This is a genomic window from Streptomyces sp. NPDC048002, from assembly GCF_040653275.1.
In the GTDB taxonomy this organism is placed as follows: Bacteria; Actinomycetota; Actinomycetes; order Streptomycetales; family Streptomycetaceae; genus Streptomyces.
Map to the genome: position 1 here is coordinate 126721 of NZ_JBEZNL010000016.1, position 25037 is coordinate 151757.

Annotated in this window: 24 protein-coding genes and 1 pseudogene; 10 read left to right on the forward strand and 15 right to left on the reverse strand. The window is 74.0% G+C overall.

Going from position 1 to position 25037, the window contains the following annotated elements; all coding sequences use genetic code 11:
• Positions 1-67: 67 nt before the first annotated feature.
• Complete coding sequence (locus AB0E07_RS21095) at positions 68-940, reverse strand: hypothetical protein (protein WP_362254071.1); 873 nt, start codon at positions 938-940, stop codon at positions 68-70.
• 221 nt (positions 941-1161) lie between these two features.
• Here AB0E07_RS21095 and AB0E07_RS21100 point away from each other — a divergent pair, with 221 nt between their 5' ends.
• Positions 1162-3249, forward strand: coding sequence for a SpoIIE family protein phosphatase (locus AB0E07_RS21100; RefSeq protein WP_362254074.1), 2088 nt, complete (start codon positions 1162-1164; stop codon positions 3247-3249).
• Positions 3250-3948: 699 nt separating this feature from the next.
• Here the strand turns inward: AB0E07_RS21100 and AB0E07_RS21105 are convergent.
• Complete coding sequence (locus AB0E07_RS21105) at positions 3949-4731, reverse strand: putative protein N(5)-glutamine methyltransferase (RefSeq protein ID WP_362254077.1); 783 nt, start codon at positions 4729-4731, stop codon at positions 3949-3951.
• Between the two features lie 214 nt (positions 4732-4945).
• On the opposite strand from AB0E07_RS21105, the gene AB0E07_RS21110 reads away from it, so the two are divergent.
• Positions 4946-5404, forward strand: a complete 459-nt coding sequence (locus AB0E07_RS21110) for a MarR family winged helix-turn-helix transcriptional regulator (RefSeq protein ID WP_362254080.1) — start codon at positions 4946-4948, stop codon at positions 5402-5404.
• A 9-nt stretch (positions 5405-5413) separates the two neighbouring features.
• On the opposite strand, the gene AB0E07_RS21115 is transcribed toward AB0E07_RS21110, so the two are convergent.
• The gene (locus tag AB0E07_RS21115; RefSeq protein WP_362254083.1) at positions 5414-6124 is read right to left on the reverse strand and encodes a GNAT family N-acetyltransferase; all 711 of its coding nucleotides are present in this window, start codon (positions 6122-6124) and stop codon (positions 5414-5416) included.
• A 154-nt stretch (positions 6125-6278) separates the two neighbouring features.
• On the opposite strand from AB0E07_RS21115, the gene AB0E07_RS21120 reads away from it, so the two are divergent.
• From AB0E07_RS21120 to AB0E07_RS21135, 4 genes are all read left to right on the forward strand, one after another.
• Positions 6279-6884 carry a sulfite oxidase-like oxidoreductase gene (locus AB0E07_RS21120; protein ID WP_362254086.1) on the forward strand — a complete coding sequence of 202 codons (606 nt, stop codon included), beginning with the start codon at positions 6279-6281 and terminating at the stop codon, positions 6882-6884.
• A 22-nt stretch (positions 6885-6906) separates the two neighbouring features.
• Positions 6907-7701 carry a ferredoxin reductase gene (locus tag AB0E07_RS21125; protein ID WP_362254176.1) on the forward strand — a complete coding sequence of 265 codons (795 nt, stop codon included), beginning with the start codon at positions 6907-6909 and terminating at the stop codon, positions 7699-7701.
• Between the two features lie 133 nt (positions 7702-7834).
• The gene (locus AB0E07_RS21130; protein WP_362254088.1) at positions 7835-8803 is read left to right on the forward strand and encodes an acetylxylan esterase; all 969 of its coding nucleotides are present in this window, start codon (positions 7835-7837) and stop codon (positions 8801-8803) included.
• A 134-nt stretch (positions 8804-8937) separates the two neighbouring features.
• The gene (locus tag AB0E07_RS21135) at positions 8938-9681 is read left to right on the forward strand and encodes a GntR family transcriptional regulator (protein ID WP_362254090.1); all 744 of its coding nucleotides are present in this window, start codon (positions 8938-8940) and stop codon (positions 9679-9681) included.
• On the opposite strand, the gene AB0E07_RS21140 is transcribed toward AB0E07_RS21135, so the two are convergent.
• Positions 9651-10400, reverse strand: a complete 750-nt coding sequence (locus tag AB0E07_RS21140) for a methyltransferase domain-containing protein (protein WP_362254093.1) — start codon at positions 10398-10400, stop codon at positions 9651-9653. The two genes, AB0E07_RS21135 and AB0E07_RS21140, sit on opposite strands and share 31 nt — an antisense overlap.
• 28 nt (positions 10401-10428) lie before the next feature.
• Positions 10429-10992 (reverse strand): PadR family transcriptional regulator, encoded by a 564-nt coding sequence (locus AB0E07_RS21145; protein WP_362254096.1) that lies wholly within the window; start codon positions 10990-10992, stop codon positions 10429-10431.
• A 68-nt stretch (positions 10993-11060) separates the two neighbouring features.
• Here AB0E07_RS21145 and AB0E07_RS21150 point away from each other — a divergent pair, with 68 nt between their 5' ends.
• The 3 genes and pseudogenes from AB0E07_RS21150 to AB0E07_RS21160 form a co-directional block, all read left to right on the forward strand.
• Positions 11061-11459 (forward strand): nuclear transport factor 2 family protein, encoded by a 399-nt coding sequence (locus AB0E07_RS21150; RefSeq protein ID WP_362254099.1) that lies wholly within the window; start codon positions 11061-11063, stop codon positions 11457-11459.
• A gap of 492 nt (positions 11460-11951) precedes the next feature.
• The gene (rho, locus tag AB0E07_RS21155; protein WP_362254102.1) at positions 11952-13076 is read left to right on the forward strand and encodes a transcription termination factor Rho; all 1125 of its coding nucleotides are present in this window, start codon (positions 11952-11954) and stop codon (positions 13074-13076) included.
• A 106-nt stretch (positions 13077-13182) separates the two neighbouring features.
• Positions 13183-14070 (forward strand): annotated as a pseudogene (locus AB0E07_RS21160) (serine hydrolase); the annotation flags it as partial.
• A 35-nt stretch (positions 14071-14105) separates the two neighbouring features.
• Here the strand turns inward: AB0E07_RS21160 and AB0E07_RS21165 are convergent.
• Together AB0E07_RS21165 and mptB are read right to left on the reverse strand one after the other, a co-directional pair.
• Positions 14106-15497 (reverse strand): glycosyltransferase 87 family protein, encoded by a 1392-nt coding sequence (locus AB0E07_RS21165; RefSeq protein ID WP_362254105.1) that lies wholly within the window; start codon positions 15495-15497, stop codon positions 14106-14108.
• Positions 15494-16888, reverse strand: coding sequence for a polyprenol phosphomannose-dependent alpha 1,6 mannosyltransferase MptB (gene mptB / locus AB0E07_RS21170; protein ID WP_362254108.1), 1395 nt, complete (start codon positions 16886-16888; stop codon positions 15494-15496). The genes AB0E07_RS21165 and mptB overlap by 4 nt, the downstream gene beginning before the upstream one ends.
• 201 nt (positions 16889-17089) lie before the next feature.
• On the opposite strand from mptB, the gene AB0E07_RS21175 reads away from it, so the two are divergent.
• A complete protein-coding gene (locus AB0E07_RS21175; protein ID WP_362254111.1) occupies positions 17090-17923 on the forward strand; it encodes an MOSC N-terminal beta barrel domain-containing protein in 834 nt (277 codons plus the stop codon).
• 104 nt (positions 17924-18027) lie between these two features.
• Here the strand turns inward: AB0E07_RS21175 and AB0E07_RS21180 are convergent, their stop codons facing one another.
• The 8 genes from AB0E07_RS21180 to AB0E07_RS21215 all read right to left on the reverse strand — a co-directional run bounded on the left by AB0E07_RS21180 (position 18028) and on the right by AB0E07_RS21215 (position 24993).
• A complete protein-coding gene (locus AB0E07_RS21180) occupies positions 18028-18969 on the reverse strand; it encodes a glutaminase (RefSeq protein WP_362254114.1) in 942 nt (313 codons plus the stop codon).
• Between the two features lie 48 nt (positions 18970-19017).
• Positions 19018-20073 (reverse strand): asparaginase, encoded by a 1056-nt coding sequence (locus AB0E07_RS21185; RefSeq protein WP_362254179.1) that lies wholly within the window; start codon positions 20071-20073, stop codon positions 19018-19020.
• A 134-nt stretch (positions 20074-20207) separates the two neighbouring features.
• The gene (locus AB0E07_RS21190) at positions 20208-20939 is read right to left on the reverse strand and encodes a FadR/GntR family transcriptional regulator (protein ID WP_362254117.1); all 732 of its coding nucleotides are present in this window, start codon (positions 20937-20939) and stop codon (positions 20208-20210) included.
• Positions 20940-21005: 66 nt separating this feature from the next.
• Positions 21006-21368, reverse strand: coding sequence for a fluoride efflux transporter CrcB (crcB, locus tag AB0E07_RS21195; protein ID WP_362254119.1), 363 nt, complete (start codon positions 21366-21368; stop codon positions 21006-21008).
• Positions 21365-21814 carry a CrcB family protein gene (locus AB0E07_RS21200; protein WP_362254122.1) on the reverse strand — a complete coding sequence of 150 codons (450 nt, stop codon included), beginning with the start codon at positions 21812-21814 and terminating at the stop codon, positions 21365-21367. The genes crcB and AB0E07_RS21200 overlap by 4 nt, the downstream gene beginning before the upstream one ends.
• A 165-nt stretch (positions 21815-21979) precedes the next feature.
• Positions 21980-22951 (reverse strand): SMP-30/gluconolactonase/LRE family protein, encoded by a 972-nt coding sequence (locus tag AB0E07_RS21205; RefSeq protein ID WP_362254125.1) that lies wholly within the window; start codon positions 22949-22951, stop codon positions 21980-21982.
• 2 nt (positions 22952-22953) lie between these two features.
• Positions 22954-23241: an ArsR family transcriptional regulator gene (locus AB0E07_RS21210; protein WP_362254182.1), complete on the reverse strand. Its 288-nt coding sequence runs from the start codon at positions 23239-23241 to the stop codon at positions 22954-22956.
• A 192-nt stretch (positions 23242-23433) separates the two neighbouring features.
• On the reverse strand, positions 23434-24993 hold the full coding sequence (locus AB0E07_RS21215; protein ID WP_362254128.1) for a glycosyl hydrolase 53 family protein: 1560 nt from the start codon (positions 24991-24993) through the stop codon (positions 23434-23436).
• Between the last annotated feature and the right edge of the window lie 44 nt (positions 24994-25037).

Genomic DNA, 25037 nt, shown 5'->3' on the forward strand with positions numbered 1-25037 from the left:
AGAACCACTGTCTTCCGGGATGCGCGGCCCCAGAGCGGCCCAGAGCGGCCCCAGCGGGAGCGGCCGGTCAGTTCCGGGTGAAGCGGTAGGTCTTGCTGTCGGTCAGGACGCAGAACCCGGGCGACAGGACGATCACCCGCAGGGTGCCGGTACGGCGGTCGAAGTCGACGCCCTCCGTCTCGAAGGTGCCCGAGCAGCCGCTGCGCAGCGGGAGCTGACGCAGGGCGGTGACCTTCCCGTCGACGTCCGAGGCGCCCGGCTCGGCGGACAGGTCGATCCGCAGCAGCGGCTTGGTCATGCCGAAGAGGGTGCCGGCCGGGTCGTCCGAGGAGCACAGCAGCGTGGTCGGACCCGAGAAGTCACAGCCCTGGACGTCCCGCACACCGCGGTCGAGGCGCACGGTGGAGGCCAGCGGGAGGTTCGCCGACGGGGAGGTGGCGGGGTTGACGCCCGGGGTCGGAAAGACGAGCAGGCGGTTCATGGTGCCCCACTCCCCCGCCAGCATCCACCGGCCGCCGGGCGCGACGGCGACCCAGGAGTTGTTCAGCGCCTCCCCGCCGGCCAGCGTGTGCACGTACTCCGACCAGGAGCCGCCCGGGGCCTGGACCCGGAACATCTTCGCGGACCCGGAGTCGGCCTGATAGGGCTCGATGTAGTGGCCGTCGTAGGAGGCGTCCGGGTCACCCACGTGGTTCCAGCCCCGGCTCGACACGCCGATCGGGATGGTGCCGATGCCGGTGTAGCGGTTGGGGCTGTTCGCCGGGACCTCCACGGAGGTCAGGCCCTGGCTCTCGGTGAGCGGGTCGGCGCGGTCGGAGCCGACCTCGGTCCAGGTGTCGGCGGCGAGGGCGGGCGGGGCGCCGGACAGGACGGCGGCAGCGGCGAGGGCGACGAGGCCGGCCATGAGGGCATGACAACGTTGCCGGGCACGCAGGGGCATGGTTGGGGGCTCCCGGGTCGGGGGTGGGCGTGCGAGTCGGCGGACAGTCTGACCGGGCCCGGACGGTCATGTACAGACCAACGTCGGACGATCTCCCGCGTGTTGAGGGATGGTGGAGGTGAGCGACGCGAGAGGTCGCGGAGACGGTTGAACGCGGTAGAACAAGGGGAGTCGGCACGGGGGACGGCGTGCCGTGCGAACAGGCGAAGGCGGTGCGTGGGATGACTGCAGCCGGACCTCCCGTGGCCCGGGACGACCAGCCGGTGCGCGGGAGCCTGCGCCCGGGCGGGCTGCTGGACGTCCTCGGCATGGCCTCCGTGGTCCTGGACGCGCGGGGTCACATCGTGCTGTGGAGCCCGCAGGCCGAGCAGCTCTTCGGCTACGCGGCGAGCGAGGCGCTCGGCCGGTCCGCCGTCAGCCTGATGATCCACGAACGGCACCTGGACGTGGTGCTCAAACTCTTCGCCGATGTCATGGACACCGGGGAGAGCTGGTCCGGCGCCTTCCCGATCCGGCACAAGGACGGCAGCACCCGAATGGTGGAGTTCCGCAACCAGCGGCTGCTCGACGACCGGGGCGACTTCTACGCGCTCGGTCTGGCCGCCGACCAGTCGACGGTTCGCCGCCTGGAACGGGACGTGGCGCTCTCCGCGCGGATGGTCTCGCAGTCACCGCTGGGGCTCGCGGTGCTCGACCTCGATCTGCGGTACGTCTCCGTCAACCCGGCCCTGGAGCGGATCAACGGCGTGCCCGCCGAGGAACACCTGGGCCGTACCCTCCCCGACGTCCTGCCGGGCCTGGACACCGCCGCCCTGGAGTCCCTGGCCCGCCGGGTGCTGGAGACCGGGGAGCCCCTGGTCGACCAGGCCACCATCGGACGCACCCCGGCCGATCCGGACGAGGACCACGCCTGGTCGGTCTCGATGTACCGGCTGGAGGACGCCCCGGGCTCGGTGACCGGCGTGGCCTGCATGATCGTGGACATCACCGAGCAGCGCCACGCCCAGATCGAGGCCGACTCGGCCCGCCGGCGCCTCGCCGTCATCGCCGACGCCTCCGCCCGCATCGGAACCACCCTGGAACTGGGCCGTACGGCGCACGAACTCGCCGACGTCGCGGTGCCGGAACTGGCCGACGTCGCCGCCGTGGACCTGCTGGACGCGGTGGTGGAGGGCAGACGCAGCATCCTCGGCCCCGCCGAACCGGCCGTGATCCGCGCCCTGGCCGTCCAGGCGGTGGGGCCCTCCGAGGCCCTGGACGCCGCCGACCCGCCCGGCCAGATCGCCCGGTACGCCCCCGACCGCCTGGTCACCCAGTGCGTACGAACCGGCAGCCCGGTCCTGGTGGCCGAGGTCGAGCCGGCGGACCTGCCCCGGATCGCCCGCTCCCCGGAGGCCGCGGTGCAGCTGGCCCGCGCCGGCGTCCACTCCTACCTCGCCGTTCCGCTGATCGCGCGCGGCGAGGTGCTGGGCGCGCTGGACCTCAAGCGGACCTCCAACCCGCTGCCCTTCGGGGACGACGACGTGCTGCTGGCGCGGGAGCTGGCGGCCCGTGCGGCCGTGCAGATCGACAACGCCCGCTGGTACCAGAACGCCCGCGACACCGCCCTCACCCTCCAGCGCAGCCTGCTGCCCAGCCATCCGCCGGTGACGGGCGGCCTGGAGGTCGCCTCCCGCTATCAGCCCGCGGGCGCCACCGCCGAGGTGGGCGGCGACTGGTTCGACGTGATCCCGCTGGACGCCGGGCGGACGGCGCTGGTCGTGGGTGATGTGATGGGCAGCGGGGTGAACGCCGCGGCGACCATGGGACGGCTGCGCACCGCGACCAACACGCTCGCCTCGCTGGGCCTCGATCCCGCGCGTCTGCTGGAGCATCTGGACCGGACCACGGAGGGCCTGGACCACTCCATCGCCACCTGCGTCTACGCCGTCCACGACCCGTACCGCAACGAGTGCCGGATCGCCAACGCCGGGCATCTGCCGCCGGTCCGGCTGCGCGCCGGACACGCTCCCGAACTGCTCGAACTGCCCACCGGGGCACCGCTGGGCGTGGGGGGCGTGGCCTTCTCCACCACCACGGTGTCGCTGGAGCCCGGGGACCGGCTGGTCTTCTACACCGACGGCCTGGTCGAGACCCGCCAGCACCCGCTGGACGAACGGCTGGAGGCGCTGCTGCGCCTCCTCGGCGGACCGGACCGCCCCTTGGAGGAGGTGTGCGATCTGCTCCTGCGCACCCTGCACCAGCCTGACAACTCCGACGACGTCGCCCTGCTCATCGCACGCGCCGTCCCACCGGACCGCACCGGTTGATCCGGTGACGGCCCGGCGGATCACCGGCGGCGTGGCCCCCGCCCGGGGCCTGCCGTGCGCGCGGCACCCGGCACCGGTGAGGCCGCCGCTCGACCGCACCGCGGCGGCCGTCAGGGGCGTCCGCCGCCCCGACGGCCGCCCGAAGGGCTCCGCCCTCGCGCAGGCGGACGCCCCGCCCCGATCAGGGCGCGGTCGCCTTCGTGGCCGTCCTGCCCCGCCGCGTGCCGGGCGGCCGACGCGCACGGGTTACCCCGGCCTGCCGATAAACCGCCGCCCGGCGCTGCCCCACCGACGCACGGGACCGGGGTCACGGCCGCACGCGACCGCCGTCACCGACGCGCGGGACCGGGGCCACCGCCGCGCAGGACCGCCGTCACCGCCGCACGGGGCTGCCCCACCGCCGCGCGGGACCGGGGTCACGGCCGCACGGGGCCGCCGACACCGCCGCGCAGGGCCGGGGTCACCGACGCACGCGACCGCCGTCACCGCCGCACGGGGCCGTCGTCACCGCCGCGCGGGGCCAAGGTCACCGCCGCGCGGGACCGGGCCCACCGCCGCACGGGACCGCCGTCACCGCCCCACGGGACCGGGGCCACCGCCCCACAGGACCGGGGCACCACCCCACAGGACCGGGGCACCACCCCACGGGACCGGGGCCACCGCCGCGCAGGGGGGCACCCGACGAACCGTGCCGTTCGGTTATCCGAACACGCCCACCACCACCTGCGCGTACCGCTCCTCGCAGCTCGCCGGACGCGGGGTCAGGCCGCCTCGGCGGAATGCCTCCACGGCGGCCGGCGTCTGGCGTTCGCTCGTCTCGACCAGCAGGCAGCCGCCGGGCGCCAGCCATCGTGCCGCCCCGGAGGCGACCCGGCGCATCAGGTCCAGGCCGTCCGCGCCGCCGTCGAGGGCGGCCGGCGGCTCGTGGTCGCGCGCCTCGGCGGGCAGCAGCGCCATGTCGGCGCTGGGCACGTACGGGACGTTGGCGGCGAGGATGTCGATCCGGCCGCGCAGGGCGGTGGGCAGCGCCCGGAACAGGTCACCGGTGTGCACCAGTCCGCCGTACGGGGCGAGGTTGCGGCGGGCGCAGCGCACCGCGGCCGGGTCGATGTCGGCCGCGTGCAGTTCGACCGGACCCAGCGCGGCGGCCAGGGCGGCGCCGACGGCGCCCGAGCCGCAGCACAGGTCCACGACGACGCGGGCATGGGGTGCGTGCGCGAGGGCCTGTTCGACCAGGAACTCGGTGCGGCGGCGCGGTACGAAGACGCCGGGTTCCACGTCGATGCGCAGGCCCCGGAACTCGGCCCAGCCGAGGACGAGTTCGAGGGGATGACCGGCGGCGCGACGCTCCACCAGCACGGCGAGTCCGGCCGGGTCGACGGCGGCGTCGATCAGCAGTCGCGCTTCGTCCTCGGCGAAGACACAGCCGGCGGCGCGCAGTTGGGCCACGACCGCGTCATGGGAGAAGGACAGGGAGGACAAGGGGAGCCTTTCGGGATCCGAAGGGCGCTCCAGAGGTCACCGACGACCGGCGACCGCGCCGACGCGCGGGGAGAGCACCCGACCTGACACAGCGGTAATGGGTCTCACCCCCTCGGCTCGACACGCCCGGGACGATCCGCGGACGGAGGGCAAGAGTACACCGGCGATCACCCGTGCGAGGGCGCCCGGAAGCGCCGAGTTGTACTCTGCAACCATGAGCACGAGGGACGTTCCGGACACGGCCGTGGAGACCATCCAGCGCGAGATGACGGCCTTCGCCCGCCGGGCCCGCGCCTCGGCCGGACGGATGCACCCGGAGCTGTCCCTGGTGTCGTACACCCTGCTCGGGCACCTGGAGGAGAGCGGCGGCTGCCGGGCCACCGATCTCGCGACGCACTACGCGCTGGACAAGTCGACGGTGAGCCGCCAGGTGGCCGCACTGGAGCGGGACGGGCTGATCGGGCGGAGCGTCGATCCCGACGACCAGCGGGTGCAGCTGCTGCACCTGACGGACGCCGGGCGCCGGCTCCTCGCCCAGGTCACCGAGCGGCGGCGGGAGGTCGTGCGGGAACGGCTGGCCGACTGGCCGGAGGCGGACCTGGAGCGGTTCGCCGCGTATCTGGAGCGGTACAACGCGGCGCCCGGTCCTGCGGCCGACCGGAGCGCCGGGTAGGAGAGCGGGTCAGGCGACCGGCTCCAGCAGGTCGTCCGGGACTCGGGTGCCGAGGAAGAGGATGTCGCGGCGGTGCCGGAAGCCGAGGGACTCGTACAGCCGGATCGCGCCCGCGTTGTCGGCGCCGGTGTGCAGGAAGGGGATCTCACCGCGCCGCTGGATGCCGTGGGCGACGGCCCGCACCAGGCGCCCGGCGAGGCCCTGGCCGCGCACGGCCGGGTCGGTGCAGACGGCGCTGATCTCGGTCCAGCCGGGCGGCCGCAGCCGCTCCCCCGCCATGGCGACGAGCGCTCCGCCGCGGCGGATGCCCAGATAGGTGCCGAGTTCCCGGGTGCGCGGCAGGAAGGGCCCGGGGCGGGTGCGGGCGACCAGGTCGAGCATCTCGGGCACGTCGACCGCGCCGAGGAGCACCGCCTCCGGGTCCGGCTCCCCGGCCACGTCCTCGCCGACGAGCTGTACTCCGTCGGCGCGGAACACGGTCGGCCAGCCCTCGGGCAGGCTGCCCCGGAAGCCGACCGTCAGGGCCTCGCTGCCGGGACCGGTGAGCGCGGCGACGTCGGCCCAGTCGGCGTCCCGGGCGTCGTCGGGCAGGGCCACCCAGGGAGCGACCTCGGCGGGGTAGCGCAGCACCCTGCCGCGCCGCTCGGCGAACCGGGCGTGCGGGCCGGTCAGCGCGGCCCGGGCCGGATGGTCGAGGACCCCGTCGTGCGCCTTGGACATCTGCTCCCTCTCTCCGCCTGCACCGACACAGAGGCCAAGCAGGATCGGCCCCCGGGTATTCCCGCGCGCGCGGGCCAGTACGGTTGAAGGGGCAACGAAGACGCACCGCACGAACACGGCCGTCCCGCGCGGCGGCCTGGAGGCACCACCCGCAATGAACGTCACCCGAGGTTTCACCGGGCGCGACCGCGTCCGCCGGCCCGGCCTGCCGCCGGGCCAGTACGACGCGGGCGACGACTGGCCCGTCCTGTCCGCGGAGGTCACCCCGGACCTCTCGGCCGACGCGTGGACCTTCCGCGTCGACGGGCTGGTCGAGCAGGCCCGCACCTGGACCTGGGACGAGGCGCACGCGCTGCCGGGGTCGGGGTACGAGGGTGACATCCACTGCGTGACGGGCTGGTCGAAGTTCGGGGTGCGGTTCGGGGGCGTCTCCCTGGACACCTTCCTCGACGCGGTCCGGCCGCAGGCCTCGGCCACGCACGCCGTCGCCTACTCCCACACCGGTTACACCGCGAACCTGCCGCTCGCGGACCTCCGGGGCGGGCGCGCCTGGATCGCCTGGGAGTACGACGGGCGGCCGCTGGCCCCGGAGCACGGCGGACCGGCGCGGCTGGTGGTGCCGCACCTGTACTTCTGGAAGAGCGCGAAGTGGGTCGCCGGCCTGCGCATCCTCGACCACGACGAGCCGGGCTTCTGGGAGCAGAACGGCTACCACGAGCGGGGCAACCCCTGGGAGGAACAGCGGTACTCCGGTGACTGAGACGACCATGCCCCAGACGACCATGACCGAGACGACCGCGGATGTGACCACCGCGGACGTGACCACCGCGGCCTTCACCCCTCCGACCCGGTTCGCCGTGCCCGGACGGATCGCCGTGAACCAGCAGACGGCGACGGCGTGGCAGACCGCCACGATCACCGAGGTCCGGCGCGAGACGCCGCACGCCGTCACCGTGCGGCTCGCGGTGCCCGGGTGGGCAGGGCATCTGCCCGGCCAGCACCTGACGCTGCGGCTGACCGCCGAGGACGGCTACACCGCCCAGCGGCACTACTCGATCGCGTCGCCGCCCGACGACCGCGGACACATCGAGCTGACCCTGGACCACGTCGAGGGCGGCGAGGTCTCCGGCTGGTTCCACACCGTGGCCCGGCCCGGCGACCGGGTGGCGGTGCGCGGACCGCTGAGCGGCTTCTTCGCGTGGCCCGGCGACCGGCCCGCGCTGCTGATCGGCGCCGGTTCGGGCGTCGTACCGCTGATGTCGATGGTGCGGCACCACCGGGCACGCGCCCTGGACGTTCCGCTGCGGCTGCTGGTGTCGGCGCGCGGCCCGGAGGAGCTGATCTACGCGCGGGAGTACGGCGCGGAGACGACCCCGGTGTTCACGCGCGGCGCCCCCGAGGGGGTCCCGGTGGGACGTATGTCGGCCGCCCATGTGGCACCGCTCCTGGCCGAGGCGCCGGACGGCGGCTGGGAGGCGTACGTGTGCGGCTCCAACGCCTTCGCCGAGCACGCCTCCCGGCTGCTCGTCGCGGCCGGGCAGCCGGTGGAACGCATCCGCATCGAGCGCTTCGGCTGACCCCCGCGCGGGCGGACGGACGCGTCCCCGAGCCCGGAAAAGAAAGCGCTTTACCCTCCGCGACCTGGTGAAAGCCCTCGCCCCCACGTACCGTGTGATCGCCCGCACCTCCTCCTTCCAAAGGCGGTCACTCATGCCCTGGTTCGACCTCCCGCTCGACGAACTGCGCGCCTACCGCAGCGAGTCCGCCGCGCCCGAGGACTTCGACGCGTTCTGGTCCAAGACGCTCCAGGAGGCGCGCGAGCACGACCTGGACGCCCGCTTCGAGCCGGTCGAGACGGGCCTGTCCACGGTGACGGTGTCCGACGTGACCTTCTCCGGGTACGGCGGCCACCCGGTGAAGGGCTGGCTGATCCTGCCCGCGGCGGCCGAGGAACCCCTCCCGCTGGTGGTGGAGTTCATCGGCTACGGCGGCGGACGCGGACTGCCGCACGAGCGTCTGCTGTGGGCGTCCTCGGGCCGGGCCCATTTCGTGATGGACACCCGCGGCCAGGGCAGCGCCTGGGGCGGCGGCGGCGCGACCGCCGACCCGGTGGGCGGCGCGCCCTCGTTCCCCGGGTTCATGACGCGCGGCATCGACGCGCCGGAGAACTACTACTACCGCCGGGTGTTCACCGACGCCGTGCGGGCGGTGGAGGCGGCCCGCTCGCACCCGCTGACCGACGCCTCGCGCACCTCGGTGATCGGGGCCAGCCAGGGCGGCGGGATCACGATCGCGGTCGGCGGCCTGGTGCCGGACCTGACGGCCGTCGCGCCCGACGTGCCGTTCCTGTGCGACTTCCCGCGCGCCGCCACCCTGACGGACCGTCACCCGTACCGCGAGATCGCGCTCTACCTCAAGACGCACCGCGGCCGCAGCGCGGAGGTGCAGCGCACGCTGTCCTACTTCGACGGCGTCCACTTCGCCGCACGCGGCACGGCCCCGGCGCTGTTCTCGGCCGCACTGGAGGACCAGACCTGCCCGCCCTCGACCGTGTTCGCGGCGTTCAACGCCTGGGCGCACGACGACAAGGCGATGGAGGTCTACGACTTCAACGACCACGAGGGCGGCGGCCCCTTCCACGACGTCGCCAAGCTGAACTGGCTGCGTTCGCACGCCTGACGGGAGCGCCCGCGCGCGGGCCGGTTTCGGCCGAACCGGCCCGACGCCCTTCCCTAGTGGTTTAGACCAATGCTAGATCTGGTGGCGCAATGAGTCGCCACGGCTACGGCACGTCACCCACAGGAGGGCGCGGCATGGCCCGCACCACCCCGCACGACCATCAGCTCACCGAGGGACAGCCCCTCTACTGGCGCGTCGCCACGCAGTTGCTCGAAGAGCTGCGCGACGGCACGATCCCGCCCGGGGAGCGCCTGCCGGGCGAACGGCACCTGGCCCGCCAGTACGGCGTCAGCAGGGAGACCGTACGGCAGGCACTGGAGGTGCTGCGGCACGACGGCGCGGTCGCCACCGACCGGCGCGGCAGCCACGCCGCGCTCCCCGGGCTGCCGGTGGAGAACGCCGCCGCGCTGACCTTCCCCGTCGGCGCCCGGCCGGACGATCCGGGCGCGGTGGACCGGACGACGGTGACCTGGGAGACGCCCCCGCCCGGCCACGCCCGGGCCCTGGGCCTGGCCCCGCACCGCCCGACCCTGGTGCACCGCTACGAGTCGGCGGACGCCTGCGGCCAGGGGCGCCGGACGGCCGTGACGTCCTTCTCCGCCGTGGCGCTGGCGGAGGTCCGCGAGCTGGGCCGCTACCGGGACCGCGCGGGCGACTCGTCCAGCGCCCAACTGCGCCGGGCCTACGACTGGATGCGCCAGGCGGGCCTGACCCTGCACCACCGGGACGCCATCACCCCGCTCGCCGGCGCCTCCTCGGTGCGCGTGACGCGCCGGGTGCACGACCAGTACGCCCGCCCGCTGGAGATCACCGAACTCCTGGTGGACGCCCGGCAGGACGCCCTGGTCTACGAGTTCACGCTCCCCGCGGCCGGCTGATCCGGCGGCCGCCGGGCGATCACCATCCGCACCCGCGGGCCGCCGTCCCGGCGCTGCCCGAACTCGGGCAGCGCCGTCAGCTCCACCGTCAGTCCGGCGCGTTCCAGCTCCCGGCGCACCTCGCCGAGCCGGAAGGCGCGGTAGTACATGACGAACGGCGGCCGCCACACGGCGTTGCGCACCCGCATCACCCCGTCGAAGCCCAGCAGCATCCAGTACGCCCACGAAGTGGGCCGCGGCGGGGCGACGACGGGGAAGGCGAAGGCGCCGCCGGGCCGCAGCACGGAACGCACCCGGCCGAACAGGTCCGGCAGTTCGCGGGGCAGGAAGTGCCCGAAGGCCCCGAAGCTCACCACCAGGTCGAAGGCCGGGGCGAAGGGCAGGGCCCGGACGTCGGCGCGGACGTAGGAGACGCGCGGACCGGATCGGCGGGCGCGGGCCACCGCGAGCATGCCCGCGCTGAAGTCCACGCCGACCACCGGGCCCCGGCACACCCGGGTGAGCACGTCGACGCCCGCGCCGGTACCGCAGCACAGGTCGAGCCCGCTGTCGAAGGGCCCCGTCCGCTCCAGTGCCGCGGCGACCGCGTCGAGCACCGAGTCCGGGGTGCGGAAGGGCGTGTGGTCGAACTTGGGCGCGAGCAGGTCGTAGCCGCGCTCGACGGACGACAGCGCCTGGACGGCGAGTTCGCGCAGGGAGGGACCTTCTGGGCTGAACATCGGCGCCAGCTTAGGGCGTCTTTTGACCTCAGCCCAGCGGCGCGCGCTGCTCGACGACGGCGAGGACGCGCTCGCACCAGCGCAGGACCTCCTGCTCGTAGGCGATGCCGCCGTGCAGGGTGAGGTACGGCCCGACGCGGTCGGTGCCGCGCAGGTACTCCTCCTCGCTCCGCCCGTCCAGCATGCGGTCCTTGACCCGCTGGTAGCGGGCGAGTTTGCCCTGCGCCCAGGACATCCGCTCCTCGATCAGGGCACGGGTGGCGACCGGGTCCGACTCGTCCATGGCCTGGATCTTGATCAGGAGTTCGTCGCGCATCGCGGCGGGCCTGCGCACCGGTTCCACCGCGAACGCGCGCAGCTCCGCCCGGCCGGTCTCCGTCAGCGTGAACATCCGCTTGTTGGGCCGGCGTTCCTGCTGGACCACGCGGGCCGCCACCAGACCGTCCTGCGCCAGCCGTTCCAGTTCCCGGTAGAGCTGCTGAGGCGTCGCCGCCCAGAAGTTCGCGAGCGACACGTCGAACACCTTGGACAGCTCGTAGCCCGACGCCTCTCCCTCCAGGAGGGCGGCGAGGACGGCGTACTTCAGCGACATGTGGACACGCTAGCAGCAGGTGACTAATGTCATCCGCACCTATTCAACAAATTGACTATGGAGGGGCGATGCAGGCGTTCCGCGAGGCGATCGAGAAATGGGACCTCGACGCCGCCGAGGCACTGCTGGCCGAGGACGTCGTCTTCACCAGCCCGGTGGTGTTCAAGCCGTACCCCGGCAAGGCGATGACGGCCGCGATCCTGCGCGGGGTCTCGCGGGTCTTCGAGGACTTCCGCTACGTCCGGGAGATCAACGACGCGGGCGGCCGCGACCACGCGCTGATCTTCACGGCCCGGGTCGGTGACCGCGAGATCCAGGGCTGCGACTTCCTCCACGTCAACGAGGACGGCCTGATCGACGAGTTCACGGTGATGGTCCGTCCGCTGTCGGCCGCGCAGGCCCTGGCGACCGCGATGGGCGCGCAGTTCGACCGGATCGCGGCGGACGCGCAGGCGCGCTCCGTCTGACCCGGGCGCCTCCACGCGCCCCCTTGCGGCCCGTACGGGCCGACGCCCCGGACCGGCCCTCTCGAAGCGGGAACCCACCCGCCGCGGGGGCCGGTCGCACATCCCGTCCCGGAGTTCCCGCTCCGCCTCGACCGGACGCCCGGAATAGGCGAGGCCGTCGACGCGTTGAAGCCCACGGGACCGGACATCCGAGAGCCGCGCAGAGGCGCACAGTCGCCCGCACCCGCTCCCCCTTGGATCCTCGCCACGCACGACATGGGCGTGGTACGGTCCCGCCAGCCCTTGTGTACGCCCTGTCCAGGGCGCCGGTGCCAGTTCTCCTTCGGCCGGTCGTCGTACCGGCCTCTCCTCACCACCTCGTGACCAGCGGTTCCGCCGTACTCCGGGGTGCTGTTCCCCGCCGCCCGAAGGCGCCTTGTCCGCCTCGTTCCCGCGGCGACCCCTCCCCTTCTCGCATGTCTCATGCCGTACGTCCGTGAAAGGACCCCTCCCATGACCACCACACTCGAACCCCCCGTACAGAAGTCCCCGCCGCAGACCGTCATCGGTGTGCTCGACATCGACGCGAGCGGGAAGGGCCACCTGCGTCCGGCCGGCCTGCTGCCGACGGCCTCCGACCTCCAGGTCCCCGCCGCCCTGATCCGCCGTCACGGCCTGCGCAGGGGCGACCTCGTCGAGGGCGTCCGGGACGGCCGGCGGGCCCTGACCGAAGTCGCCCGCGTCGGCGGGCGGGCCCCCGACCGCAACCGCCGCCACTTCGGCGACCTGACCCCGCTGCACCCCAGCGAGCGGATCCGCCTCGAACACCCGGCGGCCGGCCTCACCGGGCGCGTCGCCGACCTGATCGCGCCCGTCGGCAAGGGCCAGCGCGGGCTGATCGTGGCCCCGCCCAAGACCGGGAAGACCGTACTGCTCCAGCAGATCGCCGCGGCCGTCGCCGGCAACCATCCCGAGAGCCGCCTGATGGTGCTGCTCCTCGACGAACGCCCCGAGGAAGTCACCGAGATGCGGCGCTCGGTGCGCGGCGAGGTGTACGCCTCGACCTTCGACCGGACGCCCAAGCAGCACATCGCGCTCGCCGAACTCGTCGTCGAGCGGGCCAAGCGGCTGGTCGAGGCGGGCGAGGACGTCGTGATCCTGCTCGACTCCCTGACCCGGCTGTGCCGGGCCCACAACAACGCGGCCGCCTCGGGGGGCCGCACCCTCAGCGGTGGCGTCGACGCCTCCGCGCTCATCGGCCCGAAGCGGTTCTTCGGTGCCGCGCGGGCGGCCGAGGAGGGCGGCTCCCTGACCATCCTCGCCACCGCCCTGGTGGAGACCGGCTCCCGCGCCGACGAGTTCTTCTTCGAGGAACTCAAGAGCACGGGCAACATGGAACTCCGCCTGAGCCGCGACCTGGCCTCCCGCAGGGTCTTCCCGGCGGTCGACATCACGGCCTCCGGCACCCGCCGGGAAGAACTGCTGCTGGCACCGGCCGAGTTGAGCGCGGCCCAGGGCCTGCGGCGGGTCCTCCAGGCCAAGGACGGCCTGGAGACGCTGCTGGAGCGCATGCGGGAGACGCCGGACAACGCGGCCTTCCTGCGCCGCGTGCAGCCGACGCTGCCTCAGCCGAGGTGATCCGCGCGGGCCGCCGGACTCCGCGCGTGCGGCATCCGGGTGCTCGCGGGCGACGCTCCGTCAGGGCAGCGCGATGTCCCGGCCCGGCCTTTCTAGGTTGATTTGCATGAAGATCGGATTCTCATCCCGGGTGACCTTCACGGCCGGCGCGCTCTGCGTGGCCGGTCTGCTGGGGCTCGCCCCCGCCACGGCCGCCGCGCGGGGCACGACCGACCCCGGCGACGCGCAGCGCGCGCGTGTCGCCACGGTTCCGGAGCCGTCGCTGCTGCGCCGGTCCGGCACGCAGGTACGGCCGCAGGCGGGCGCGCCCCGCGTACCGCGGGTCTCCGCGCTCTCCTGGGTGGTCGCCGACGCCGCCACCGGCGAGGTGCTCGCCGCGCACGACGCGCACCGCAGACTCCCGCCCGCCAGCACCCTCAAGACCCTCTTCGCCCTCACCGTGCTGCCCTCGCTGCCCGCGGGCGTCCGGCACACGGTCAAGGAGGAGGAACTCGCCGGCATCGGGGCGGGCAGCAGCCTGGTCGGGGTGGCCGAGGGGTACACGTACCGGGTCTCCGATCTGTGGAACGGAGTGTTCCTCAACTCCGGCAACGACGCCGTGCACGTGCTGGCGCATCTCAACGGCGGCTGGCGGGCCACGGCCGCGGGGATGCAGGCCAAGGCCCGGTCCCTCGGCGCCCTCGACACCCGCGTGGTGTCACCGGACGGCTATGACGCGCCCGGCCAGGTCTCCTCGGCGTACGACCTCGCGGTGTTCGGCCGGGCGGGGCTGCGCAACAAGGACTTCGCGCGGTACTGCGGCACGGCGGAGGCGAGGTTCCCGGGCCGCGGGGGCTGGTCGTACGGCATCCGCAACACCAACCGGCTGCTCACCGGCGCCGACGGCGTCGGCCGCTACCCGGGCCTGATCGGCGTCAAGAACGGCTACACCAGCAAGGCGGGCCACACCCTGGTCAGCGCCGCCCGCAAGGACGGCCGCACCCTGGTCGTCACGGTGATGAACCCTCAGGCCGGCGGCGGCCTCGCGGTCTACGAGGAGGCCCGGGAGCTCCTCGACTGGGGCTTCGCGGCCGCCGGGCGGGTCGATCCGGTGGGCTCGCTGGACGCGCTGCGCGTCACACCGAGCCCCGCTCCGGGGGCGGTGTCCGTCGAGAGCGCCTCCCCGACCGCGGCTCCGGCAGCGGCGGCGTCGGCGTCGGCGTCGGCGGACGGGGGTCCGAGCTGGGGCGCGGCCTGGCTGGTCGCCGCCGCCGCGATGCTCGGCGCGGCCGCCGTGGCGGTGACACTGCGCCCCGGCAGGCGCCGGGCCGACGGAGGCTGACCGACCGGCAGCCACAGCAGCAGCCCGAGCGTGATCCAGACGTAGAGGTTGGAGCCGAGGAAGCCGTCGACGCCGGAGGAGTCGTCGAACCACAGCCAGACCACGCTCGTGCACATCACCGCGTACAGGGCGCCCGCGACCCGCGGGCGCCCCGCGCGCGCCAGGACCGCGAACGCGGGCAGCAGCCACACCAGGTGGTGGACCCAGGTGATGGGGCTGATCAGACAGGCCACCAGCCCGGTCAGGGCGAACGCCGCGATCCACTCCCCCGCCGCGACCGCGCGGCTCGTGCGCCACGCCCAGACACCCAGCACCAGCAGGACCGCCAGCGCCCACAGGGCCCGCTCCGGTTCGCCGAGCCGGGCGAGAACGCCCTGGAGGGACTGGTTGGAGACGTAGTCGAGGCGGCCCACCCGGGTGGTGTCCCACAGGGCCGTCGTCCAGTAGTAGCGGGACGCGTCGGGGGCCACCCAGGCGGCCAGTGCCGTCGCCCCGACCGCCACGGCCGTGGCGACACCCGCGGCCCGCCGGCGGCCGGCGAGCAGCAGCAGGCCGATGAAGACCGCCGGCGTCAGCTTCACGGCGGCGGCCAGGCCGATCCCGATTCCCGCCCGTCGTTCCCGGCCCGTGGCCAGCAGCCAGGCGTCCGTCAGCACCAGGGCGAGCAGGACGAGGTTCACCTGGCCGAAGCTGAAGGTGTCGCGCAGCGGCTCGAACAGGGCGAGCGCGCAGACGGCGAGGGCACCGCCGAACCAGCCGTAGCGCCGCAGGTCCCGCCCCGCCAGGACGCGCAGGACCACGCCCAGCGCGGCCAGGTTGAGCAGCAGGGCCACCGCGACCGCGGCCGGGAGGTTCAGCAGGGCCATGGGCAGCATGGCGACGGCGGCGAACGGCGGATAGGTGAAGCCGTACGTCGTGCCGGGGACGAGGTAGTCGTAGATGTGGCCGCCGTGGTGCACCCAGCTGTCCACGGTGCCGTGGTAGACGCGCAGGTCGAACCAGTCGCGCAGCAGCGGCACGGTCGCCGTGAACGCGGTCACGGCGGCGGCCAGGACGAGGACCAGGAGCAGCCGCCCCGGATCGGTACGGGGCAGTCTCATGCGGCACGCCCCCAGGCCGGCGCCAGCTCCGCCTGGTGGGCCTGCCACAGCACCACCACCGCGAGCACCCCGCCGGAGACGGCGAGCACCAGCTGACCGGTGTCGGCCTGACCCCCGCTCGGCAGGGTGGCGAGCGCCAGTACGCCCGCGACGGCCGCCAGCCGGTGGCGGACCGAGGTGCTCGGCGCCGCGGCGGCGATGAGGAACAGGCCCCACAGGGCGTACCAGGGGCGGATCGCCGGGCCGAGGGCGGCCACGGCGGCGAGGCTCAGGCCGAGCGCGTAGACCGGACGCACTCGGAGCCTGAGCCATATGACCGCTATGGCGATCACGGCGGCGGCGATACCGAGGGCGTGCCAGGCCGGGACGGCCAGCGGCGCCAGGTCGCTGCCCAGCCCTTCCAGCAGCGCGCGGGTGGCCCGGCCCAGCAGGCTGGTGAGCGCCCAGTTGTGGGGCGAGACGGGTGTGTCGAGAGCGCCGATCCAGCCGTAGCCGGTGCCGGCGACGGAGGTGGCGGCGACCGTCGTCGCGGCGGCGGCCGCGGTGGTCGTGAGCACGGCGCGGAGGGGGCCGCGGCCGGCCCGCGCCTGGAGTACGACGACCGCGACGAGTCCGAGCACCGCGGGCGCCTTGACCAGGGCGGCGAGGGTCACGAGCACGGCTCCGAGGACCGGCCACCGGCCCAGCGCGGCGACCAGGCCGAGGCCGAGCAGGCCGAGCATCACGGCGTCGTTGTGGGCGCCCGCGACCAGGTGCAGCAGCACCAGCGGGTTGAGGGCGCCCAGCCACAGCGCGGCGGCCGGGTCGGCGCCGCTGTGCCGGGCCAGCCGGGGCAGGGCGGCCGCCATCAGGGCGACCCCGAGCAGCGCGACCAGCCGCATGCCGACCAGGCCCGCGGGGAGTTCACCGCGGGTCAGCGCGGACAGCGCGGAGGCCAGGGCGAGGAAGACCGGGCCGTAGGGGGCTCCCGTGTGCTGCCAGAGCGGGGCGACCTCCTCGGCGAGCGGGCCGCCGAGCCGGGCCGGCCCGTGCGCGTAGACGTCCATGTGGGCGTCGACCATGGCGCCCTGCGCGAGGTAGCTGTAGACGTCCCGGCTGAACAGCGGCGGCGCGAGCAGCAGCGGGACCGCCCAGACGGCGAGGGTGAGCAGCAGGGCCCGCGGGGTCGGCGGCCGGTCGGTCAGCAGCAGCCGGCCCAGCAGCGCCCAGGCCGCTATCAGCAGGACGACGCCGAAGTACACGCCGATCAGGCCGAGGGCGGCCTCGGCGGAGGAGGGGGCGAGGAGGTCCCGGACGGGGAGCGCTCCTGCTGTTCCGCCACCTGCCGCGAGGACGGCGGTACCCGCCAGTCCGAGTACCTGGCAGCGGCGGAGATCGACGGGAAAGGCCATGGCCAACACTCGGTCAGCGTGCCTGTGGCGGATGGCCGGAAATCGACGCGGGGAACACCGGAGGGCAGCCGAGGTGTGTCCGGTGCGTGGCCGGTACCGGAGTGCGGACGGGTGCGGGCCGGTCGCGGTCCCGGCCGCCGCCGGTTCCGGGGGCGTCGAGCCGATGTCCTAACCTGGCGGCCGGGCGAGGGGGGAGCGTACATGGCCGAGGTCATGGATCTCATCTGCTATCCCGTCAAGGGGTGCGCGGGCCGGTCGCTGAGCGAGGGTCCGCTCACCGCGGCGGGCCTCGCGCACGACCGCACGTTCATGGTGACGAGCGAGGACGGGGTCTACCGCACCCAGCGCCGCCACCCGCGCCTGGCGCTGATCCGGCCCACGGTGAGCCCCGACGGCACGGAACTCCTGCTCGACGCGGACGGCACGGAGGTGCGCGTCGCGGTCACCACGTCCGCGCCGCGCCGCTCCGTCGATCTCTTCGGCGAGACGTTCGGGGGGATCGACCAGGGCGACGAGGTCGCCGACTGGCTCACGGCGGTCCTCGGCACACCGAGCCGGCTGGTACGGGTGCCGCCCGAGCACGACCGGATCGCCGCGGGCCGGACCCCGGGACCGTCCGGGTACGCCGACAGCAGCGCCGTCCACCTGCTCTCCCGCGCCTCCCTCGCCCTGCTGGACCGGCGGATGGCCGAGCTGGGCGCCCCGCCGCTGCCTTTGAACCGGTTCCGCCCCAACATCGTCGTGGACGGCTCGGACTGGGCGGCCGAGCCGCACGCCGAGGACCTGGTGCGCCGGGTGCGGATCGGCGGTACGGAACTGGGCTACGCCAAGCTCGCGGTGCGCTGCGCGGTCACGCTGGTCGACCAGGAGACCGGGGCGCGCGGGGGCAAGGAGCCGCTGCGCACGCTCGCCCGCTACCGGCGCGCGGCGGGCGGAGGCGTGGTGTTCGGCACGAAGCTGTCCGTGCTGCGGCCCGGGAAGCTGTCCCTCGGCGACGAGGTGGCCGTGGACGAGTGGGGCGCCGCCGAGCGGTAGTCCCTCACCCCGAGCGGGAACCGCTCACCGGGCCGGCGGACGCCCGTCGGTCCCGCCCGCCCGTGCTCACGGCGGGCCCGGTCGCGGGAAGCCGGTCGCGGGGGTCAGAACACCGACAGGCCGGTCAGCGTGGTGAAGCGGTCCAGGGCCGCCACGCCCGCCACCGAGTTGCCGCGCTCGTCCAGGCCCGGGCTCCACACGCACAGCGCGCAGCGTCCCGGCACGACGGCGATGATGCCGCCGCCCACGCCGCTCTTGCCGGGCAGACCCACCCGGTAGGCGAAGTCACCGGCCGCGTCGTAGGTGCCGCAGGTCATCATGACGGCGTTGACCTGCTTGGCCTGACTGCGGGTCAGCAGCCGGGAGCCGTCGGACCGGACGCCGTGGCGGGCCAGGAAGGTCGTGGCCAGGGCGAGGTCGGCGCACGAGGCGCGGATCGAGCACTGGCGGAAGTACTGGTCCAGCAGACCGGGCACCGGGTTGTCGATGTTGCCGTAGGAGGCCATGAAGTGGGCCAGGGCGGCGTTGCGGTCGCCGTGCGCGGTCTCGGAGGCGGCGACCTCCTTGTCGAAGTCCAGGTCCGGGTTGCCGCTCTCGGTGCGCAGGAACGCGAGGAGCGCGCCCGCCGCGTCGCCGGTACGGGTCTGGAGGCGGTCGGTGACCACCAGCGCGCCGGCGTTGATGAAGGGGTTGCGCGGGATGCCGTTCTCGTACTCCAGCTGCACCAGGGAGTTGAACGGGTTGCCGGAGGGCTCGCGGCCCACGTGCTCCCAGAGTTCGTCGCCCTCGCGGGCCAGATCGAGGGCGAGGGTGAAGACCTTGGTGAGGGACTGGGTGGAGAAGGGCTCGCGCCAGTCCCCCACCCCGTACACGGAGCCGTCCAGTTCGGCGACGGCCATGCCGAAGCTGCGCGGGTCGCAGGCGGCGAGCGCCGGAATGTAGTCGGCGGCGCGGCCCCGGCCCGGGGTGCGGCCGATCTCGTCGGCGATACGCTCCAGGACCGGCCGGAAGGTCCGGGACGACGGCGGGACACTCATGATCGCCATTGTGCCTCCGGGCCGGTTCCGCTGCGTCCGCTCAGATCGGAGGGCACCTCACCCGGTGCTTCCGAGGTACGGGGCCGTCGCCCCGGCGTGGGTGTACTCGGCCGGGGCGTCCGGGTCCAGGGCGCGCACCGGGCGGACCCGGCCGACCGGACGGCCGCCGCCGAGCAGGGGTTCGCCGGCGAACTCGGTGAGCAGCCCGGGGTCGACACCGGCCCGGGCGAGCGCGGCCGCGGCCACGGGGATCCTGGCCCGTACGGCACCGTCGGCGATCTTGACGGCGACGGCGCGGCCGTCGGGGAGCGCGGCCACCTGGACCCCTTCGAAGCCGTCCTTGGCGAGCAGTCCCGGCACGGCCCGCATCAGCGCGGCCACGTCGCGTCCGGCACCGGAGGCCATCTCGGCGTGCTCCCGCATCGCGTCGGCGACCCGGGCCTCGGGGGTGCCCGGCACGGCGGTGGTGATCCGGGCGGCGGCGCGGGCCAGGCCGTGCAGGGAGACGGCGAAGAGCGGTGCGCCGCAGCCGTCCACGGTCACCCGGGCGATCCGCTGCCCGGTCAGGTCCTCGACGATCTCGGCGACGGCCTGCTGGAGCGGGTGCCCGGGGTCGAGGTAGCCGTCCAGCGGCCAGTCGTTGAGCCGGCAGGTGTACAGCATGGCCGCGTGCTTGCCCGAGCAGTTCTGGGCGAGCCGGGAGGGCGCGCGGCCCTCGCGCACCCAGGCGTCGCGCACCGCGGGGTCGAACGGCAGGTCGCTGACGTTGCCCAGGTCGTCCTCGCCGAGTCCGGCCAGTTCCAGGATGCGGCGGGCGCCCGCCAGGTGCCGCTCCTCACCGGAGTGGCTGGCCGCGGCGAGGGAGAGGAGGGCGCCGTCGAGCGGCAGTCCGGCCCGCACCATGGCGACGGCCTGGAGCGGCTTGAGGGCCGAGCGCGGATAGAAGGCGGCCTCGATGTCGCCGAGCCTGAACAGGACCTCGCCGTCGGGGCCGAGGACGACGACCGAGCCGTGGTGGACTCCTTCGACCACTCCGCCGCGTACGACGTGGGCGACGGGGACGTGGCGGGGGGCGCGGACGGGGGGTGCGTCCGCCAGGGAACTGCTGTGCATCGCTGCCTGATCCATGGGGGGTGGGTTGCCGCCGGGGCGCGGGGCACGCGCCGGCGGGGTGGGCGGGGTGGCGCCGGTCTCGGGCGCCGAGTACAGAGGAACGTTTCTGCAGGCCGTCGGCGACGGCGTGCCGTTCACCGTCCCCCTCCGTCTTCCATGGTGGAGCCGGCGTGGCCGGCCCGCACGATGTCGGCGAGGGAGGTCTCGACGCGGTCCAGGTGGTGGGCCATGGCCTCGGTCGCGTCCCGTTCACCGCCGTCGGTGAGCGCCTCGACGATCGCCCGGTGCTCACGGTTGGACTGCTCCCGGCGGCCGCCGAGTTCGGTGAGGAAGGCCGACTGGCGGGCCAGCGCGTCCCGGATCTCCTCGATGACCTTGCGGAATACCGGGTTCTGGGCGGCCTCGGCCACGGCGAGGTGGAAGAGGGTGTCCATGGCGACCCAGGCGGTGGTGTCCGTCTCCCGCTCCATCCGGGCCAGGAGGTGGGCCAGGTGGTCCAGGTTCTCCGGGGTGCGCCGCAGCGCCGCGTACCCGGCGACCGGGATCTCGACGTGCCGGCGCACCTCCATCAGGTCGCTGGCCGCGTAGTCGCCGAAGGTGGGGTCCTCCACGGTGTGGGCGACGACGAAGGTGCCCTTGCCGGTGCGCGAGACGGTCAGCCCCATCGTCTGGAGGGCGCGCAGGGCCTCGCGCAGGACGGGGCGGCTCACCTCCAGGGCGCGGCACAGCTCCGCCTCCGAGGGCAGCTTGTCCCCCACGGCGTACTCGCCGCGCTCGATGGCGGCGCGCAGATGGGCGAGGACCGCCTCCATCGCGCTGACGCGTCGCGGGGGCTGTCCGGCTGTCCGGCTGTCTGACAGGTCCACGGTGCGATGATCCGACCGCGGGCTGCCCGCTGTCAAGGCAGGACCGAGCGGGACCCCGGGCGCCCCCTACCCCCACAGCGCCTGCCCGGCCCACACCCCCGCGAAGGCGGCGCACAGGCCCGCCGTCACGCTCGCGGTGACGTTGAGGGCGGCCGCGCGGCCGGCGCCGGTCTCCGCGAGCCGGAGGGTCTCGTGGGAGAAGGTCGAGTACGTGGTCAGCGCCCCGCACAGCCCGGTGCCGAGCAGCAGCCGGACCTGGGGATCCGTGGCGGCGCCGGTGAGCAGGCCGAGGACCAGGCAGCCGGTGACGTTGACCGCGAGGGTGCCCCAAGGGAACACCCCCGTGTACCGGGAGCGCACCGCGCGGTCGGTGAGATAGCGCAACGGTGCGCCGACCATGGCACCCAGGGCGACCAGCAGCCAGTTCACGACGCGTTCCCGCCCTTCAGCAGGCGCCGGGTGCCCGCGGTGGCGAGGCCGACCGCGGCCAGGGCTCCCAGGAGGGTCGCCGCGAGGTAGGCCAGGGCCGTCTCCGGGTGGCCGGAGCGGAACAGCAGGCGGATGTCGACGGCATAGGTGGAGAAGGTGGTGAAGCCGCCGAGCACACCCGTGCCGAAGAAGGGGCGGACCAGGCGGTGGACGGGCCGCACTTCCGAGACGATCACCATGAACACGCCGATCACGGCGCACCCGGCGACATTGGTCCAGAAGGTCGCCCAGGGGAATCCGCCGGGCCGCAGGGGCCACCACAGGGCCAGCGCGTAGCGTGCCGTCGCCCCGAGCGCTCCGCCGGCCGCGACGGCGGCGAGCACGGGGGCCTGACCGCGCAGCAGCGGCTCCGGCCGGGGCGGGACATCGGTGCGGTGGCCGGTCATGGTCGTACTCTCCTACTCGCCGGGGCCCGGAGCGCGGGCGTACGCCTCTGCAAGTAGGGACCGTTGTCGGCGCTCTCGCCGCGGTTCGGATACGGCGGGCCCCACCGCCGCGCCGCTCGGGTCGACGCGGCCGGCACTCAGCCTAACGCCGGGTGATCGCCGCGGTCACTTCGGGGCGGGCGGCTCGCACAGCGCCACCCCGGGCTCCCACAGGCTTCCCAGGACCAGGTGGCCCGCGGCCTCGCAGACGCTGGTGACCATCCGGAAGCGGGAGTGCCGGGCGGCGAGGTGGTGGACCCGGGCGCCGGTGTCGTCGAAGGCGAAGACGCCGATGCCGCCGGTGGGCCGGAACGGCGCGCGGACGGCGAGCCGGGCGGCGGCGCGGCGGACGGCGGGGGCGCTTCGGTGCAGCAGTTCCAGGGGCGGGAGGCGGGGACCGGCGAGGGCAACCCAGAGGAGGCCGTCCGGGGTGCCGCGCCAGAGGTTGTCGGGCATGCCGGGGAGGTTCTCGGCGAAGGGTTCGCTGCGCCCGGCGCGGGGGCCGGTGAGCCAGAGGCGGGTCAGGCGGCGGGCTCCGGTCTCGGCGACGACCAGGAAGGACTCGTCGGCGCTCGCCACCAGGCCGTTGGCGAACTGGAGCCCCTCCAGGAGGACTTCGGGGCTCTCGCTGCCGGGGGCGAGGCGCAGCAGGCGGCCCGATCCGGTGTGCTCGGCGATGTCCCCGATCCACTGGCGCAGGGAGTAGCGGCGGCTGGCGACAGTGAAGCAGACGCTGCCGTCGGAGAGGGCGACGACGTTGCTGCAGAACCGCAGCCGCTCCCCCGCGACCGAGTCGGCGAGGATGCGCACGGTGCCGTCGGAGAGGTCGACGCGGAGCAGGCCCAGTTCGGCGTCGCACACCAACAGGGTGTCGTCGGAGAGGAGTTCGAGCCCGAGGGGGCGGCCGCCGGTCTCGGCGAGGACCTCGACACGGGTGCCCCCGGGGTCGTCGAGCCGGTCGAGGCGGAGGATACGGCCGTCCTCGACGCCGGTGAGCACACGCCCGCGCGAGTCGGCCACCACGTCCTCGGGTCCGCGTCCGCCGATCGCGACGTAGCGGTGCGGGACGAGCGGCCGGGCGCGGTCCGCCGTCGCCACCGCTACCAGCCCTTCTCGAACATGCGGGCCACCTCGGCGATGCGGATCTCGTCGCGCCGGTAGTAGGTGCGCCGCCGGATGCGGCGGGTGCGCAGCAGGCCGATGCCGGTGAGCAGGCCCAGATGGCTGTCGGCGACCTTCCGGTCCACGCCGAGCTTGGCGGCGACCGCGGCGGAGGTGACGCCGTCCTCGACGAGGTCGCCGTGCCGCTGGGGCGGGAAGTGCGTGGACGGATCCTTGAGCCATTCCAGGATGTCCAGACGCCGTTCACTCACCGGAGTCCTCACCATCACGTCCCCTCCGTCCGGTTCCGCTCGAAGCCAGTGTCCCCACTGTCCCGCAGCGGAAGCCGACATGTCCGGCGCTCGTGACCTCTTGGCCGGTACCGAACTGCCGTGCGAGGGGCAGGTGTTCGCCTTCGGTGCACGGAGTGGGGCCCGGCCGCGCGTGCTCGCGGCCGGGCCCGGTCCCTCGGGGCGGGGTCAGCGGTGGCTGAACCACGCCATCGCCGGGAGGGCCTTGTCGTCGTAGCCGAACAGGGCCTGGTTCTCCCAGCCGTTGCCGGAGGAGGCGTCGGTGGGGTCCCAGCCGTTGCCGGTGACGGCGGTCCAGGTCGACTCCCAGTAGAAGACGCCCAGTCCACGGCCGTTGGGCACGGCCTCCACGATGCTCGCGATGTCGTTCATCCACCGCGTCTGGCCGGCCGTCGTGGCCGGGTAGCCGGAGACCAGCTCGCTCGCCAGGTCGATGATGTTCTCGTGCGAGTCCTCGCTGTCGAGCCGGAAGGGGTAGGCCGTCTCGGCGACGTAGACCGGCTTGCCGTAGCGGGAGGCGGCGTCGTCCAGCGTGGTCTGGAAGTCGTAGAGCGTGCCGTGCCAGTAGCCGTAGTAGGACAGGCCGATGACGTCGAAGTTGACGCCGTTGGCGACGGCGCTGTCGAACCACCAGCGGGTGCCCGCGAGGTCACCGCCCTTGGCGAGGTGCAGAGCGACGGTGGTGGAGGAGCTGACCGCCTTGACCGCGCTGTAGCCGGAGTTGAGCAGACCGGCGAGCTGCGACCAGTTGCCGGTGGAGCCCTCGGACCACAGCATGCCGCCGTTGATCTCGTTGCCGACCTGGACCATGTCGGCGGTGGTGCCCTGCGCCTTCAGCGCGTTGAGGACGTCGTACGTGTGGTTGTACACGTCCGTCTTCAACTGGCTGTAGGAGTGGCCCGCCCAGGCGGCCGGCTTGGCCTGGGCGCCGGGGTCGGCCCAGGTGTCGGAGTAGTGGAAGTCGACGAGCAGCTTCATGCCCTGGGCCTTGACGCGCTTGGCCATGGCCAGGACCCGGGCCTTGTTGTTGTAGCCGTCGGCCGGGTTCACCCAGACCTTCAGACGGGCGTAGTTCTGTCCGGCGGACTTCAGGATGGCGAGGGCGTCGCCGCTCGTGCCGGACGCGGTCCTGTAACCCCCGCCGAGGGCCTCGCTCTTGGCGAGGGAGGAGATGTCCGAGCCCTTGATGGTGGTGCCGCCCGTGCCGGAGGCGAAGGTCAGGTCGTCGACGTTGATCCAGTTGCCGGCGTTGGCGTCGCTGTAGATGCTGATCGTGCACTGGTTGTTGGTGACGTTGACCGGCACGACGACGCGTATCCAGCCGCTGCTGGAGACCGGCAGGTCGGTGCGCTGCTCGGTGGAGCCGCAGTTCTTCAGGGCGAGGTAGGCGGAGTTCTGGCCGCCGCCGGAGCGGACCCAGGCGGTGAGCTTGTAGGTGCCGTTGGTCAGGCCCGAGAGGTACTGGTACGTCTCCACCTTGTAGGCGGTGGAGGCGTAGTGGCTGAGCCGGTAGCTGCCGCCGTGGCCGCCGGCCTCGACGTAACTGGCCCCGGTGGAGCCGTACTCGGACCAGCCGGACGGGGTGGCGGTGCCCGTGCCGTCGGTCTCGAAGCCGCCGTTGGTCAGCGTGCTGGCGGCCTGGGCGGTCTGCGCGGGGAGACCGGTGAGGGCGAGCCCGGCCGCGAGCGGGAGCAGCAGGGCCCTGAGGGTGCGTCTGGGATGGAACATCTTCGTCCGTCGTCCCTTCGACATGAATGGGGATGGGGATACCC

Bases quoted from the DNA above. Each gene is read 5' to 3' on its own strand.
- AB0E07_RS21125 (WP_362254176.1), top strand. From the start codon at position 6,907: ATGACCGAGACGACCGCGGATGTGACCACCGCGGACGTGACCACCGCG.
- AB0E07_RS21140 (WP_362254093.1), bottom strand. From the start codon at position 10,400: ATGTTCAGCCCAGAAGGTCCCTCCCTGCGCGAACTCGCCGTCCAGGCG.
- rho (WP_362254102.1), top strand. From the start codon at position 11,952: ATGACCACCACACTCGAACCCCCCGTACAGAAGTCCCCGCCGCAGACC.
- AB0E07_RS21120 (WP_362254086.1), top strand. From the start codon at position 6,279: ATGAACGTCACCCGAGGTTTCACCGGGCGCGACCGCGTCCGCCGGCCC.
- AB0E07_RS21135 (WP_362254090.1), top strand. From the start codon at position 8,938: ATGGCCCGCACCACCCCGCACGACCATCAGCTCACCGAGGGACAGCCC.
- AB0E07_RS21175 (WP_362254111.1), top strand. From the start codon at position 17,090: ATGGCCGAGGTCATGGATCTCATCTGCTATCCCGTCAAGGGGTGCGCG.
- AB0E07_RS21130 (WP_362254088.1), top strand. From the start codon at position 7,835: ATGCCCTGGTTCGACCTCCCGCTCGACGAACTGCGCGCCTACCGCAGC.
- AB0E07_RS21095 (WP_362254071.1), bottom strand. From the start codon at position 940: ATGCCCCTGCGTGCCCGGCAACGTTGTCATGCCCTCATGGCCGGCCTC.
- AB0E07_RS21110 (WP_362254080.1), top strand. From the start codon at position 4,946: ATGAGCACGAGGGACGTTCCGGACACGGCCGTGGAGACCATCCAGCGC.
- AB0E07_RS21150 (WP_362254099.1), top strand. From the start codon at position 11,061: ATGCAGGCGTTCCGCGAGGCGATCGAGAAATGGGACCTCGACGCCGCC.
- AB0E07_RS21145 (WP_362254096.1), bottom strand. From the start codon at position 10,992: ATGTCGCTGAAGTACGCCGTCCTCGCCGCCCTCCTGGAGGGAGAGGCG.
- AB0E07_RS21180 (WP_362254114.1), bottom strand. From the start codon at position 18,969: ATGGCGATCATGAGTGTCCCGCCGTCGTCCCGGACCTTCCGGCCGGTC.
- AB0E07_RS21115 (WP_362254083.1), bottom strand. From the start codon at position 6,124: ATGTCCAAGGCGCACGACGGGGTCCTCGACCATCCGGCCCGGGCCGCG.
- AB0E07_RS21215 (WP_362254128.1), bottom strand. From the start codon at position 24,993: ATGTTCCATCCCAGACGCACCCTCAGGGCCCTGCTGCTCCCGCTCGCG.
- AB0E07_RS21100 (WP_362254074.1), top strand. From the start codon at position 1,162: ATGACTGCAGCCGGACCTCCCGTGGCCCGGGACGACCAGCCGGTGCGC.
- AB0E07_RS21185 (WP_362254179.1), bottom strand. From the start codon at position 20,073: ATGCACAGCAGTTCCCTGGCGGACGCACCCCCCGTCCGCGCCCCCCGC.
- AB0E07_RS21165 (WP_362254105.1), bottom strand. From the start codon at position 15,497: ATGAGACTGCCCCGTACCGATCCGGGGCGGCTGCTCCTGGTCCTCGTC.
- AB0E07_RS21200 (WP_362254122.1), bottom strand. From the start codon at position 21,814: ATGACCGGCCACCGCACCGATGTCCCGCCCCGGCCGGAGCCGCTGCTG.
- mptB (WP_362254108.1), bottom strand. From the start codon at position 16,888: ATGGCCTTTCCCGTCGATCTCCGCCGCTGCCAGGTACTCGGACTGGCG.
- AB0E07_RS21210 (WP_362254182.1), bottom strand. From the start codon at position 23,241: ATGGTGAGGACTCCGGTGAGTGAACGGCGTCTGGACATCCTGGAATGG.